Source organism: Plantactinospora sp. B6F1 (assembly GCF_040120695.1).
GTDB lineage: Bacteria > Actinomycetota > Actinomycetes > Mycobacteriales > Micromonosporaceae > Plantactinospora.
In genome coordinates this window covers 1-13,962 of record NZ_JBEEAC010000025.1, presented here as the reverse complement: position 1 = coordinate 13,962, position 13,962 = coordinate 1, and the positions used below count along the sequence as shown (strand labels likewise).

Genomic DNA, 13,962 nt, shown 5'->3' with positions numbered 1-13,962 from the left:
CTCAGCTCACCGTCCCGGACCCGGCGGTGCCGTGGCGAGGCCGGGATTCGGGGAGGACGGCGTGGGCGTACCCGAAGTTGTTCTTGATAATGGAGAGTATGCCTGTACTCCGGAGCGATCAGTGGTACGCCGGTTCGGACCGTAACGCCTACCTGCACCGCGCGTGGATGCGGCGTGGCGCGCCGGACTCGGCGTTCGAGGGACGCCCGCAGATCGCGATCGCCAACACCGCCTCCGACCTCACCCCCTGCAACCGGCACCTCGACGAGGTGGCGTCGAGCGTCGCCAACGGGATCTGGGAGGCCGGCGGCGTGCCGCTGAACCTGCCGGTCGTCTCGCTGGGGGAGACGCAGGTCAGGCCGACGGCGATGCTGTGGCGGAACATGGCCGCGATGGCGATCGAGGAGATGATCCGGGCCAACCCGGTCGACGGGGTGGTGCTGCTCGGCGGCTGCGACAAGACCATCCCGGCGCTGCTGATGGGTGCCGCCTCGGTCGACCTGCCGGCGGTGGTGGTGCCCGGCGGCCCGATGCTGACCGGTACGTTCCGGGGCGTGCCGCTCGGCTGTGGCACCGACGTGTGGCGACTCTCCGAGGAGGTACGCGCCGGAACGCTCTCCCCGGAGGGGTTCCTCGCCTCCGAGTCGTCGATGATCCGCAGCCGTGGGCACTGCAACACCATGGGCACGGCCTCGACGATGGGGCTGCTCGCCGAGGTACTCGGGATGACCCTGCCGGGCACGGCCGGTCTGCCCGCCGCCGACAGCCGGCTGCTGGCCCGCTCCCATGGCACCGGCAGGCTGATCGTGGAGATGGTCGCCGAGCAGCGCCGGCCGAGCCAGGTGCTGACCGAGGGGTCCTTCCGGAACGCGATCGTGGCGCTGGCCGCGCTGGGCGGTTCGACGAACGCGGTGGTGCACCTGCTGGCCGTCGCCGGCCGGGTCGGTGTGCCGCTCACCCTGGACGACGTCGACCGGCTCGGCAGCGGCGTACCGCTGCTGGTGGACCTGCAACCGGCCGGCCGCTTCCTGATGGAGGACTTCCACCGGGCCGGTGGCCTGCCGGCCGTGCTGAACCAGGTCGCCGACCTGCTCGATCCGGCGGCGCCGACGGTGACCGGCCGGCCGATCGGCGACTACCTGGCCGGGCACGAGATCAGTGACCCGGAGGTGATCCGGACCCGCAGCGCGCCGCTGCTGCCGGAGGCGGGGATCGCGGTGCTGCGCGGCAGCCTCGCACCGGCCGGCGCGATCATCAAGCCCGCCGCCGCCTCGCCGCACCTGCTGCGGCACCGGGGCCGGGCGGTCGTCTTCGACTCGGTCGAGGAGCTGCACGCCCGGCTCGACGACCCGGATCTCGACGTCGACGCCGATTCGGTACTGGTGTTGCGCGGCTGCGGACCGAAGGGCTACCCGGGGATGCCGGAGGTGGCCAACCTGCCGCTGCCGGAGAAGCTGCTGCGCCGGGGCGTCCGCGACATGGTGCGGGTCTGCGACGGCCGGATGAGCGGCACCGCGTACGGGACCGTGGTGCTGCACGTCGCGCCGGAGGCCGCCGCCGGTGGGCCGCTCGGCCGGGTACGCACCGGCGACCCGATCGTGCTCGACGTGCAGGCGCGTCGGCTCGACGTGGACATCCCGGCCGGCGACCTGGCGGCCCGACCGCTGGCCGAGGCGATGACCACCGCCTTCGCCCAGCCGGCGCGGGGCTGGGAGCGACTGTACGTCGACACCGTGCTCGGCGCCGACACCGGCGCCGACCTGGAGTTCCTGGTAGGTGCCAGCGGCGACCGGGTGGCCCGCGAGTCGCACTGACCGGCGGGACGCCGTTGCCGGGGTGCCGGCGGACGGTGCCCGAGGCGCCGGGGTGGGCGGGCCCGCGCATGTGTCGCGCGGACCCGCCCGGTGCGGGCCGGCTGTTACCGGTAGACCGGGCCGGCTGTTACCGGTAGGTGAGGTCGGACGAGGAGTAGATGCAGTTGGTGCCGTCGGCGCCGGTGCCGACCTGGGTGGGTTCGTCACCGTCGTCGTTGCCGTTGTACTTCCGGCAGATCACCATGGACCGGCCGGAGTCGTTGACGATGGTGATCCCGGTGAACCGGGCGGTGTCGCCGTAGTTCACGTTGATTCCGGCGACGGTGTTGCCGGGCCGGGTCAGCGTGACGTTGCGGATGACGACGTTGCGCCGGTGCTGGGTCGAGCAGTTGCCGCAGGACCGGTAGAAGGTGCCGAAGTTGCTGGCCTGGAAGTTCTGGATGGTCAGCGTGCCGGGCCCGTTGTGCTGGAAGACCTTGTCGCTGGCACTGCGCGCACCACCGCCGTCGACCAGGAAGCTCGGCGATCCGCTGCCCCGGAAGGTGGCGGCATCCTCGCCGACGTCCTCCCACCAGACGTTGCGCAGCGTGCACGGCCCGGAGCAGTGCACGCCGTCCCCGGCGGGGGCGCCGATGATGACGTTCTGCAGGGTGGCGCCGGAGGCGAGGCTGAACATCGGGTCCTGGTCCTCTTCCTGACCGCCGTCGCCGATGCAGCAGTACCGGCGCATCCCGCCGTCCAGGGTGCCGGAGACCGAGATGGTGCCGTTGACGCTGACCTGTCCGGTCGGGGTGGGCCAGCTTCCCGACGGCGGTGGGGTGGTCGGGGGCGTGCCCCCGCCGCCGACGGTGACCAGCCGCCACTGCTGGTTGGCGCCGTTCAGGTCGGTGAACTGGGCGATCGGGGCGCCGTCGGCGGTCGACCACTCCCAGACGTCCAGGGCCTTGCCGCTGTGCCGGTTGATGAACCGGACGTGCCCGCCGTCGGAGTCGGCGAGCCGGAAGTGCTGTCGGGTGTTGTTGTTGTCGGTCGTCTGGACCAGGCGGGTGCCGTCGTTGGCGTTGGGCAGTTCCAGCACCTTGCCGCTGTGCACCGAGCGGACCTTGTAGTAGCCGCTGCCGACGTCGACGAACCGCCACTGCTGGACGGCGAGGTCGTTGCGGGCGAACTGGACGATCGGCGCACCGTCGTTGGTGGCCCACTCGAAGACGTCCAGGGCCTTGCCGCTGTGTCGGGAGATGACTACGTAGGTCGCGTTGGTGTCGACGGTCGCCGCCGAGGCGGTGCCGACGTCGACGACGCCGATCGTCGCCACCGTGGCGAGCGTGGTCACGCCGGCGAGGGCTGCCGCCCGCCAGCGTCTGACGGGGCGGACGACGCCGGTCGTCGCCATGTGCTGCGTCATGTCGGAGGACCTCCGGAGCGTGGGTGGTGGTTCAGGGACCCTAGGAACGCGCTTTCCTGTCGCCGATGGAGCGGCACTGTAGTAGAGATATCGACGTTCGTCTAGGTGATTGAGCCGTGGAGCGATTTCCGCCCCCCGCGCCGAACCGGCCGGACGCCCTCCGCCGGGAACGTGCCCGATGGTCCGACCTGCCCGGACTGCCTGGTTGGACGGTTGTGTGATGCCGAAACGGCAACGGTGGTTGTCCATGACCGTGTCGTCGCATAGCGTCCCTGTCGTTGCCCGCGTGTCCGCACGGCTGCGCCGGGTGGCTGCTTCGCTCCACGCATGCGCGGAAGGGGAGGGACGTGCGACGAGTGACAGTCGGCGGGGGGATGAGAGGGGCCGGCGCGCGAAAGCGCCTGCTCGCGACGTCGGTACCGGTGCTGCTGGTCGTGTCGGTCGGGCTGGCGGTCAGCGGTGCCGGGCCGGCGACCGCGGACCGGGCGGCCCGGTTCACGCCGACCGAGCGGGACTACTACATCAACTATGTCGACCCGAAGGTCGAGCGGCCCAGCGACGGCCCCGAGGTGGTGGTCCAGGGCGGCAAGCGCAAGATCAAGCAGGCGAAGCCGGACCCGGTGGCCGCGTTCGGCCGGAAGTTCGCCGAGGGCAACCCGGTGGCGGCCCGAGGGCTGGCCAAGACCGAGGCCGAGGCGATCCGGACCGGGAGGAACCCCCGGCACATCCGCTACAAGCGGGCCGACGAGACGCAGGTCGCGAAGCTGCTGACCATCCTGGTCGAGTTCGACCCCGAGGCCAATGACGACTTCACCGGCGTGATGGTGCCACGGGCGACCTTCGACGACGCGACCACGCCGGAGAACGAGCGCGACTGCGTGCCCGGCAGCGTCCAGAACGGACCGTTGCACAACAACATCCCGAACCCGGCGAACGCGTCGCACCCGGACAACAACTCGATGTGGGTGCCGGACTTCTCCACCGAGTTCTACAACCGGATGCTCTACAGCCGGCAGGGCATCACCGAGCGGGTCCGCACCGACCTGCGCGGTCCGGACGGTCGGCGCGGCATCGACCTGCGCGGCTACACCATGCGCAACATGTACCTGGAGATGTCCAAGGGCGCGTACACCGTGGACGGCGAGGCGACCCCCTGGGTGACCGTGCCGCACTCCGAGGCGTGGTACGGCGCCGACACCTGCACGCTGGTCGACGGCGAGTGGGTGGCCGGGGCCAGCCAGGACATGAACGGACACCCGGACAACCCGGCCGGGCCCAGCGCGCTCGGCATCGACGCGGTCAACGTGCTGGCCGCGCAGAACCCGGACTTCCCGTGGGCCGACTACGACATCGAGGACACCGCGGACGCCGACGGCGACGGCAACTTCAACGAGCCGGACGGCGTCGTCGACCACCTCGTGTTGGTGCACGCGGGTGAGGACAAGTCCGGCGGCGGTGGCGCGGAGGGTCCGTACGCGATCTGGGCGCACTCGTCCGCCATCGTGCCCGGCCACACCATCCCGGGTACCGACAAGATGATCAGCAACTACATCGTCCAGCCGGAGGACTCCGGCGTCGGGGTCTTCGCCCACGAGTACGGCCACGACCTCGGCCTGCCGGACCTGTACGACATCGGCTCCGGCGGCGACTCGGACGTCGACTTCTGGGACCTGATGTCCGCCGGCTCGCACACCGGACCGATCTTCCAGGGCATCCCGACCCACATGGGCATCTGGGACAAGTTCGTGCTCGGTTGGGCCGACCCGGTGATCCTGAATCCCGGCGACGACCCGGCCCGGATCAAGGTCGGGCAGACCTCGCGGACCCCGGTCGGCACCGAGGACGGGGTGCGGGTGAACCTGCCACCCAAGCAGATCAGCCTCTCCACCCCGCACAGCGGCCAGGGCCAGTGGTGGACCAACAACGACCAGTCCTGGGCCGACGTGCGGCTGACCCGCACCCTGGAGCTGCCGGCCGGCGGTGACCTGCGATTCTGGCTCTGGAACAACTACTCCATCGAGGAGGACTGGGACTTCGGCTTCGTCGAGGTCTCCACCGACGGTGGCGCCAGCTGGGCCGAGCAGAAGGTCTTCGACTCCGCCGGCGACCTCGTCTCCACCGACGACGGCTACGCCGACCCGAACGGCCGGATGCACGACTACGGTGACAAGCGGTACGGGCTGACCGGCAGCACCGGTGGGCAGTGGCGGCACGACTACGTCGACCTGACCGGCTTCGCGGGGCAGACCGTGCAACTGCGGCTGCGGTACGCCACCGACGCCGCGTTCGAGGACACCGGCTGGTTCACCGACGACTTCTCGGTCACCGCCGACGGCGCAACCGTCTGGTCCGACGACGTGGAGAGCGGCGCCAACGGCTGGACCGCGACCGTCGGCAGCTTCACCACCACCACCGGCGCCGGCTGGACCATCTCGCCCGGTGAGTTCTCCTACGCGCACTACTACCTCGCCGAGTGGCGCAACCACGACGGCTTCGACGAGGGCCTGAAGTACGCGTACCAGACGAACTACAACCGGGACGGTGCCTGGAAGGTGAACCGGGTACCGTACAACGCCCCCGGCATGCTCGTCTGGTACCGGGACACCAGCTACGGCAACCTGAACCTGACCCTCAACAACCTGTTCGACCCGCCGAGCATCGGGTCCAAGGGCGGTCTGCTGATCGTGGACTCGCACTTCGACCCGTACCGCCGACAGGGCCGGGCGGCGGCGAAGGACCCGTCGGGGCTGGACAACCTGCCCTCGCGGCCGCAGTCGTCGAACGCGGCGTTCGGCTTCGGCCGGACCTACCCGTTCACCGAGTGTTTCGAGGCGCCGAACGAGCCGTTCAGCGCGTACTGCACCAAGTTCAAGGCGCAGCCCGGGGTCAGGTCGTTCACCGACAGCCGGGGCTGGTACCCGGGCGTCGAGTACCGGCCGGACCTCGACGCCACGAACCCGCTGTTCTTCCGCGACGCCGACGCGTCGGTCGTGCTGCCCTCCGAGGGCAACGCACCGTACTCGGTGCGGATCGTCGACGCGAACGGCAAGCCGGCGCGGAGCCAGTACGGCATCGACCTGGGTGGCGGGGTCGTGACCGGCACCGGCAACCCGGGCGAGGTCGGGTTGAACTTCGGTGTCCGGTTCGACCTGCTCCAGCCCGGTCACCGCAACCAGTGGGCGGTCGTCCGGGTGGTCCCACCCGGCGCGCCGTAAACCGGTACCGGACGGATCACCGGATTCCGGGGCCGCCGCCAGCGGGTCGTTGGCGGCGGCCCCGTCCACCTTCCATTCCCCGGCCCCGCCGACCCGGCGGGCGCGCCGTCCGCGCTGCGTCCAGTGCGGCCCGCAGTAACCCGACCGCCGGCGGGATCTCGGCGTCGGTGATGTTGCCGTACCCGAGGACGAGCGCGGGCGGCCCGGATGGCTCCGCCCGGTACGCGTCGAGGTCCGCCAGCCGCAGTCCGGTGGTCGCCGCCCCGGCGACCACCGCCGCGGTGTCGGTCCCGGTCGGCAGGTGCAACAGGATGTGCAGCCCGGCGGCGGTGCCGGCCACCCGGCCGTCCGGTACCCGGGCGGTGAGCTCCCGCACGAGCAGGTCCCGGCGGGTCCGGAACCGGCGTCGGGCCGCGCGCAGGTGCTTGTCGTACCAACCCCGGTCGATGAAGGTGGCCAGGGCGAGCTGGTCCAGCACGGGCGGGGGCGCCGCGACGGCGTTCGCCGCCCGGAGCGCCGGGAGCAGGGCCGGCGGCGCGACCGTCCAGCCCAGGCCGAGGGCGGGGGAGAGGGTCTTGCTGACCGAACCGGCCAGGAAGACCCGGCGCGGATCCAGACCCTGAATCACCGCGATCGGCCGCCGGTCGTACCGGAACTCGGCGTCGTAGTCGTCCTCGACGACGTACCCGTCCACCGTCCGGGCCCAGCGGACCAGCTCGGCCCTGCGCTCCGGGCTGAGCATCGCCCCGGTCGGGAACTGGTGTGCCGCGCCGACCACCACCGCCCGAGCCCCGCCGGAGCGCGCCAGCTCGGCCACGCGCAACCCGTCCCGGTCCACCGGCACCGGGCAGACCCGCAGCCCGGCGCCTACCACCGCCTCCCGTAGCCGACCCCACCCCGGCTCCTCCACCGCCACCTCGGCGATCCCCTCGGCCCGCAGTGCCCGGCAGATCCGGAACAGCCCGTCGGTGATGCCGGCGCAGACGACCACCGAGCCGGGCTGCGCGTCGGCGCCGCGCGACCGCCGCAGGTACTCCGCGAGGGTGCCACGCAGTCCCGGATGGCCGGCGGGGTCGGGTGGACCGAGGTCGTACTGGGCGGCCGAGCCGGTGACCGAGTGCACCGCCTCGGTCCAGCGTCGACGGGGGAATGCCCGCAGGTCGGGCAACCCGGGTGCCAGGTCGTACCGGACCGGTGGCTGCGCCGGCGGGGGCACCGCGCGGCGGCGTGCCGGCGCGTTCTCCGGCGACCACGAGACCCGGGTGGCGGAGCCGACCCGGGCCGCCAGGTACCCCTCGGCGACCAGTTGCGCGTATGCCTCGGTCACCACCCAGCGGGAGCAGCCGAGTTCCTCGGCGAGCGCGCGGCTGGGCGGCACGGCGGCGCCGGTCGCGAGCCGACCGTCCCGGATAGCGGCCCGCAGCGCGCGGGTCAGCCGTTCGTGCAGGGAACGCCGGGCACGTTCCCGGGGCTCGATGTCCAGCAGCGTCGCCCACGCCGAATTGGTCTGGGAATCTGCCACGACATTGGAGCGTACCGCCTGTCCGATCGCGCCTATCGTTGCCGTCATGACCTACAACATCGCGCTCGGCGCCATGCACTTCGGCACTGTCCAAGACGAGCGGCGCTCCTTCGAACTCCTGGACCAGTTCGTCGAGGCCGGCGGCACCTGGATCGACACCGCGAACTGCTACGCCTTCTGGAAGGATCCGAGCGGGTACGGCGGACAGAGCGAGGAACTGCTCGGTCGCTGGCTGGCCCGGCGACCGGGGGTACGCGATCGGATCAAGATCAGCACCAAGGTCGGCTGCGAGCCGACGGTGGCCGGCCGGTATCCGGAGACCGCGGAGGGCCTCTCGGCTTCGACGATCAAGAACGGGATCGACGGCAGCCTCCGCCGGCTCGGCGTGGACCACGTCGACCTCTACTGGGCACACATGGAGGACCACCGCACACCGCTGGCGGAGACCGTAGCGGCCTTCGACGAACTCGTCTCCGCCGGTACGGTCGGGGCGCTCGGCTGCTCGAACCACGCGATCTGGCGGGTGGAGCGGGCCCGGGAGATCGCCCGGTCCAACGGGATGACCGGCTTCACAGTGTTGCAGCAGCAGCTCAGCTACCTGCGGCCCCGCCCCGGGACCCGGCCGAGCGTGGTGCACCGGTTCGGCGCGGTCAGCGATGAGGTGGTCGACTACCTGGAGTGCCACCCCGAGATGTCGCTGTGGGCGTACACGCCGCTGCTCGGCGGCCAGTACACCCGGGCGGACAAGCCGCTTCCGTCGGAGTACGCGCACCCGGGCACCGAGCGCCGGCTCGCGGTACTGGACGAGATCGTCGCGGAGACCGGCACCACCCGCAACCACGTGGTGCTCGCCTGGCTGGCCGGTGGCAACCCGGCCGCCACCCCGATCGTCGGGGTGAGCACGGCCGCGCAGCTGCGGGAGGCCCTGGCCGGGGTGTCGCTGGTGCTCAGCACCGAGCAGCGGGCCCGGCTCGACGCGGCGGCCTGACCCGGCGGCCCGACCCGGTGGCCCGACCCGGTGGGAACGGGGGCGGGCGCGGGCGTGGCACGGGGGCTGACCGGCCGGCAGTCGTGGCTGACCGGCCGGTCAGCGTCAGCTCAGCACGAGCACGTCGTAGTAGTCGAGCCGGTCCACGGTGACCGAGAGCCGGCCGTGCCGGCAGGACCAGGCCGGCGCCCGCGACCCCGCGAAGTCGGGTGAGACCAGCTCGATCCGCCGGGGGCAGGACGGCAGGTCGACCCGCACGGCGACGCCGGTCTGCGGGATGATCCCCCGGTCGTAGTTGTGGTTGACCAGGTGCAGCGTCCGGGTCCCGCTGCCGCGCTGCACGAGCAGGCTCGCCGCGACGTTGGCCACCCCGACCCGGACCCGCTGCGGACCTGGTGCGTTGTCCCGGTAGAGCGCCCGGTGTTCCCGGTAGAACCGGGTGTACGTCTGGAAGAAGTCGAGCATCCCGGACTGCTCCGCCGTCGGGCCACCGATCGTGTCCTTGAGGTGGAAGGCCGGGAAGAGCCCGTTGGCGTACGCCTCGGCGCCGAAGATCTGCCAGTAGTCCCGCTTCTCGGCGAGCGGCAGGTTCTGGTAGTCGGTCATCATGTCGCTGGGCCAGTCGATGAAGACCGCCACCGGCACGTCACCGGCGATCTCGCGGTTCTTCTCCTTGAGGTACCGGTAGTTGGCCTGCAACGACTTCGCGCCGTCGAGGTGCCCGTCGACCACCGGCACGTAGTCGGCGCCCCGGAAGTCCGGGGTCTGTTCGTCGGGGTTCCACGGGTACATCCCGACGCTGTTGAAGTCGACGTACGGCAGCAGGCCGTTAGAGCTGACCAGGAGCCGGCGGCGCGCGGTGTCCCGGGCGTACGCCCGCAGCTCGTCGACCATCTCCTTCCAGTACCGCCGCAGGTAGCTGGCGGTGAACGAGTGGTCGTCGGCGTACATCCGGTTGGCGGTCACCCGCCCCCACTCGGCGGCCATCGGGTTGGCGGGGGTGAGCGGGTCGAGGTTCCAGCCGTTGGCCCGCAGGTAGTCGCGGTAGTTGAAGTTGCGGGTCAGATCGTCGGCGGGTACGTCGGCGCGGACGAGGTTGTCGTCGGTCATGCCGAACCGGGACGTCCAGTCGGCGGCGGTGAAGGTCGGGTACTTCGCCAGCAGGTACCGGTTGAAGTCGGCGATGGCGTAGTCGTCGAAGCCCTCGTTACCGTTGAAGCCGTACTTCTGCCCGCCGCTGAACCCGGCGTTCACCTCGTCGAGGTTGATCCCGTCCACCCCGCCGTCGATCTGGATCTTTGCCCAGCCGAGCAGGTGGTCGCGGTACCTCGGATTGAAGATGTTGCCCCGGCGGGCCGGGTCGGGGAAGCCGAACTCGTCGTGCGGCACCGGGTTGTTGTCGGCGTCGCGGGTCGACATGTCGTCGAAGATCTCGGTGCTGGCGAAGTCCCGCCGGAAGATGACGCTGGCCGTCCCGCTGCCCATGAAGGTGATGCCCCGGGCGTGGTAGCGCCGGATCTGCGCGAAGTTGTAGTCGGTCGCCTCGTCGCCGTTGGTGGACCACTTTCCGATGGCCCGGATGGTGACGTCGGGGACGAGTTCGTAGACCTGTGGGTCCTCCTCGTGCACGTCGGACTGGCTGAAGCCGTAGACGGCGAAGTCGACCGCCCGGGGCCGGCCGAGCGTCGCCGTCGGTGCTCGGGTGTCGCGGCCGTCCGGGTACCCGGACCCGGCCGGCGCGGCGGAGGCGGGCGGCACCGGCAGCAGCACCGTCAGTACGACGGCGTGGACCGCCCAGCGTGGTGTTCCGGATCGCCGTGGCATCGGGTTCCTCCGGGGGCATCCGACAGTCGCCCGCCGGCCCGGCGTCGCGCTCCTGCCGACAGGGCGTCGTGAGCATATGCCCGGAGCATCGTTATAGAAAGCTGTCTATTGTGCGGGGCAGTTGTTGCTGGTTGTAGATTCTCGTTTGAAATGTCGGCCCGCAGCTCGTTGACCTGGGCTTGGTCGAATGTTTCTTAGCATTTTGTCGGTGGCTCTTTCTCATCGATCTGTCGTTTTCTTGATGACCTTGTCGGTGGGCCTCGAGATGGTTGGTCACGGGTGGAAGGGAGGAGTGTCTGGGGCTGTCCGAGGGTGTGGCGCGGGGTAGGTGAGGATGCGTTCGAGCCGAGGGTCACGCCAGCCAGGCGTGCCTGGCGGTGACCTGAACGATGGACGTCCTCCGTTAGCGGCGGCGTATCCGGAAGCGCTGCGGGGTTGCGGGTAACGCCGCAGATCTCTGGGCCGGCAACCCGACTCCGGCAGATTTTGGGGCGGCCTGCGGGGTCCGGGCGGCCTGCGGGTCCTCGGCTGGTGGAATGCCGGCCTGGCTGCTGATGCTCTCCGGCAACTCGTCTGATGCTGTGTGTGATGTTTGGGGCTGTGCCGGACATAAGCACGGTAGGAGGTGTCATGGACGCCGCGCAGCGACGGTTCACCGAGCTCTACGAGCGTTACCACGGTGATATTCACCGGTATGTGGCCCGCCGTGTCGTCGGGTCGGACGTCGGTGACGCCGTGGCGGAGGTGTTCCTGGTCGCCTGGCGTCGTCTGGCCGAGGTGCCGTCCGACGCCGCGTTGGCGTGGCTGTACGGCGTTGCTCGACATGTGTTGGCCAACGAGGTCCGGGGACGTCGGCGGTGGCGGGAGTTGGCGTTGCGGGTCGCGGCGGAGCCGGACCAGTCGGTGGTGGCTGATCACGCGGACGGGGTGATCAGTCGGCGTGATGTCGCGGTGGCCTTCGACCGGTTAGCGGCGGTGGACCGGGAGGTTCTGCGGCTCGTGGCGTGGGAGCGGTTGACCGCTGGGGACGCGGCGAGGGTCCTTGGGTGTTCGCGAGCGACGTTCGCGATGCGTCTGCTGCGGGCCCGTCGACGGCTGCGGAGCCTCCTGCGCGTCAGCGGCGACCGGATGGACAGCGGTCCCGTGGTGGAGCCATCAGTGTCGAAAAGGGGTGGATGAGATGGGTGCTGTCGATGAGATGCGGCAGTTGCTGGGTGGTCTGGATCCCGCGCGGGGCGGACAGCCGCCGGATGAGGAGCGTCGGGGGCGTGATCTTCGACGGATTCTCGCGTCCACCCCTGCCGTGGTCGGGGCGGCGCGGGTGGCGCCACGGCGTCGGCTCCTACTGGTCGCCGCAGCGGCTGCCGTGACGGCGGTGGCGGCAGGTGCCGTGATCGAGGCGACCCGTGCGCCGCAGCCGGTATACGCGGCCACGCCGCCGATCTTGCACTACCAGCCGTCGGTGAGTGCCGAATCAGCCGGTTCGAGGCTGCGGCAACTCGCCGAGGTCGCTTCGGCCGCCCCGGCGCCGGTCCGGCCGCCCGGGACGGTGGAGCACCTTCATTCGACGAACTGGTTTCTGAACTCCGCCGTCTCCGGCGGAAACACCACGTCCGTGGTGGTTCCGCAGGAGTGGCGGTCCTGGCGGACCGACGACGACGCCGGTCGGAGGATCAAGCGTGCGCTGCCACCGACCTTCCGGTCGGACGCGGAGCGGAGGAAGTGGCTGGCGGACGGTGGGAGCGTCGGGCCGTCGGAAGAGGTGACAGACTACCGATCGGGCGAGTTCCGTAGGGGCTGGCGGGGTGCCGTGCCAGCCGATGAGTCCGTGCGTGGGTGGCTCACCGCCGCCGGGAGCGAGCATGACGCGCCGGTTCAGTACCTGGAAGACGTCGCCGAACTCGCCGGTGTGCGTCTGCTGGGTCCGGCGCAACGAGCGGCCGCGCTGCGGCTGCTCGCCGACCTTCCCGGGATGACCGTCGCGGGCACAGTCGTCGACCGGGCCGGCCGTACCGGCGAAGCGTTCGCGATGACCTCCGATGTCCACGGCCTACCCACCGAGTACACGATCATCATCGACCCGCGTACCGGGGTGTTCCTCGGCTACGAGGAAGTCCTCACCACCAGCGCGGGCAAGTTGAACGTCCCAATTCCCGCGGTCATCTCCTACCGGTCCTATCTCGGCGCGGAGTACACGACGATGCCCCGGTAACCGGTGGGTGGGGTGGTGCCGATCGGCGCCACCCCACCCACGCTGGCATTGCTAATTGGACGAGGAACCGTTTGGGAAAGGGTCAGCCGTGGACGTGTTCGGTCTGGTTGTCGTAGCTGCCCAGACTCGATGACGCCGCACAGTCTTCGAGGTTCCGGTTGTCGCCTGCGCCGTTACCGAGTGCGCCCCAGTCGGATCCAGAACAGCCGAGCAGACCGCCGCCCTGGTTGTTCGTCCACGACGAGGTCTGGTCCACGAAGCCGTAGTCGCCGAGCCAGTGCCACTGCTCGTCGTTGAACTGAAGCCGCCGGCCTCCCCAGTTCGTGTGCTCGTAGACGCACAGCCAGTCATCGGGGCACCCATGCCAGGTCGACATAGGCGAGACGGGCTCGTCGGAGCCACGGGCGCTGCTGGCCTTGGCCGCCTCGCCAGCGAGCGCGGCGGCGGCCTCATCAGTTGAGGCGTAGCAGCGCACGTCGTTGCGCGACAGTACGGCACAGACCTGGGCGTCTTCCCAGCTCTTGGACAGGTCGATCATGCGGCCCTGGTACGAGGCGACCGACGATCCCCTCAGCACCTGCTGGCCAGCGCCAGCATTCGCGGGACCGGCAAGTCCGGTCACGCAGAGAACAGCGACTACCCCAGCTGCGAGTAGTCTGGAACGCGTCCTCATACAACCTCCTTCATCGGGATAGGAATGAGGGCGACAGCGGCCGAGGTGTGGCTGCACCACGGCTGCGACTTGTCCGTCTGTCCAGCGGTTTCGTCCGCTGGACAGACGGACAACCTGCAGCCGACGCTAGCCCTGGCTCCGCCCAGGACGCGACCCCGTAACGCGGATACGTGAGGTTTGCTTAGTACTCCAACGTCACTTGGCTTCGGCCATGGGCGTGGCGTGGGCATGAGGACGGCCACCGCGTTGATCATCGATGGTTTGTGAGGACAACCGAAGATCGTGCGGTGGCCGTGTGCCACAGCGTAG

9 protein-coding genes are annotated in these 13,962 nt (G+C 70.4%); 5 read left to right on the top strand and 4 right to left on the bottom strand.

Annotated elements, in window-relative coordinates; translation table 11 throughout:
* Positions 1–98 precede the first annotated feature (98 nt).
* Positions 99–1,814, top strand: a complete 1,716-nt coding sequence (locus ABNF97_RS25540) for a dihydroxy-acid dehydratase (RefSeq protein ID WP_349340067.1) — start codon at positions 99–101, stop codon at positions 1,812–1,814.
* Between the two features lie 127 nt (positions 1,815–1,941).
* Here the strand turns inward: ABNF97_RS25540 and ABNF97_RS25535 are convergent, their stop codons facing one another.
* On the bottom strand, positions 1,942–3,219 hold the full coding sequence (locus ABNF97_RS25535; RefSeq protein WP_349340066.1) for a pectate lyase: 1,278 nt from the start codon (positions 3,217–3,219) through the stop codon (positions 1,942–1,944).
* A 374-nt stretch (positions 3,220–3,593) separates the two neighbouring features.
* Here ABNF97_RS25535 and ABNF97_RS25530 point away from each other — a divergent pair, with 374 nt between their 5' ends.
* On the top strand, positions 3,594–6,434 hold the full coding sequence (locus ABNF97_RS25530) for an immune inhibitor A domain-containing protein (protein WP_349340065.1): 2,841 nt from the start codon (positions 3,594–3,596) through the stop codon (positions 6,432–6,434).
* Positions 6,435–6,450: 16 nt separating this feature from the next.
* On the opposite strand, the gene pdxR is transcribed toward ABNF97_RS25530, so the two are convergent.
* The gene (gene pdxR / locus ABNF97_RS25525) at positions 6,451–7,956 is read right to left on the bottom strand and encodes a MocR-like pyridoxine biosynthesis transcription factor PdxR (protein WP_349340064.1); all 1,506 of its coding nucleotides are present in this window, start codon (positions 7,954–7,956) and stop codon (positions 6,451–6,453) included.
* A 46-nt stretch (positions 7,957–8,002) separates the two neighbouring features.
* On the opposite strand from pdxR, the gene ABNF97_RS25520 reads away from it, so the two are divergent.
* Positions 8,003–8,944: an aldo/keto reductase gene (locus ABNF97_RS25520; RefSeq protein ID WP_130463534.1), complete on the top strand. Its 942-nt coding sequence runs from the start codon at positions 8,003–8,005 to the stop codon at positions 8,942–8,944.
* A 105-nt stretch (positions 8,945–9,049) separates the two neighbouring features.
* Here ABNF97_RS25520 and ABNF97_RS25515 read toward each other — a convergent pair whose 3' ends face one another.
* Entirely contained in the window at positions 9,050–10,768 is a 1,719-nt protein-coding gene (locus ABNF97_RS25515; protein ID WP_349340063.1) for a hypothetical protein, read from the bottom strand.
* Positions 10,769–11,398: 630 nt separating this feature from the next.
* Here ABNF97_RS25515 and ABNF97_RS25510 point away from each other — a divergent pair.
* Positions 11,399–11,947 (top strand): sigma-70 family RNA polymerase sigma factor, encoded by a 549-nt coding sequence (locus ABNF97_RS25510; protein WP_130463532.1) that lies wholly within the window; start codon positions 11,399–11,401, stop codon positions 11,945–11,947.
* A gap of 1 nt (position 11,948) precedes the next feature.
* Positions 11,949–12,980, top strand: coding sequence for a CU044_5270 family protein (locus ABNF97_RS25505; RefSeq protein ID WP_130463531.1), 1,032 nt, complete (start codon positions 11,949–11,951; stop codon positions 12,978–12,980).
* A gap of 82 nt (positions 12,981–13,062) precedes the next feature.
* Here the strand turns inward: ABNF97_RS25505 and ABNF97_RS25500 are convergent, their stop codons facing one another.
* Positions 13,063–13,518: a peptidase inhibitor family I36 protein gene (locus ABNF97_RS25500; protein ID WP_349340062.1), complete on the bottom strand. Its 456-nt coding sequence runs from the start codon at positions 13,516–13,518 to the stop codon at positions 13,063–13,065.
* Between the last annotated feature and the right edge of the window lie 444 nt (positions 13,519–13,962).

What these genes read in the sequence shown, in the direction of transcription:
- ABNF97_RS25540 (WP_349340067.1), top strand. Translation starts at nt 99, where the DNA reads ATGCCTGTACTCCGGAGCGATCAGTGGTACGCCGGTTCGGACCGTAAC.
- ABNF97_RS25535 (WP_349340066.1), bottom strand. Translation starts at nt 3,219, where the DNA reads ATGACGCAGCACATGGCGACGACCGGCGTCGTCCGCCCCGTCAGACGC.
- ABNF97_RS25530 (WP_349340065.1), top strand. Translation starts at nt 3,594, where the DNA reads ATGAGAGGGGCCGGCGCGCGAAAGCGCCTGCTCGCGACGTCGGTACCG.
- ABNF97_RS25520 (WP_130463534.1), top strand. Translation starts at nt 8,003, where the DNA reads ATGACCTACAACATCGCGCTCGGCGCCATGCACTTCGGCACTGTCCAA.
- ABNF97_RS25515 (WP_349340063.1), bottom strand. Translation starts at nt 10,768, where the DNA reads ATGCCACGGCGATCCGGAACACCACGCTGGGCGGTCCACGCCGTCGTA.
- ABNF97_RS25510 (WP_130463532.1), top strand. Translation starts at nt 11,399, where the DNA reads ATGGACGCCGCGCAGCGACGGTTCACCGAGCTCTACGAGCGTTACCAC.
- ABNF97_RS25505 (WP_130463531.1), top strand. Translation starts at nt 11,949, where the DNA reads ATGGGTGCTGTCGATGAGATGCGGCAGTTGCTGGGTGGTCTGGATCCC.
- ABNF97_RS25500 (WP_349340062.1), bottom strand. Translation starts at nt 13,518, where the DNA reads ATGATCGACCTGTCCAAGAGCTGGGAAGACGCCCAGGTCTGTGCCGTA.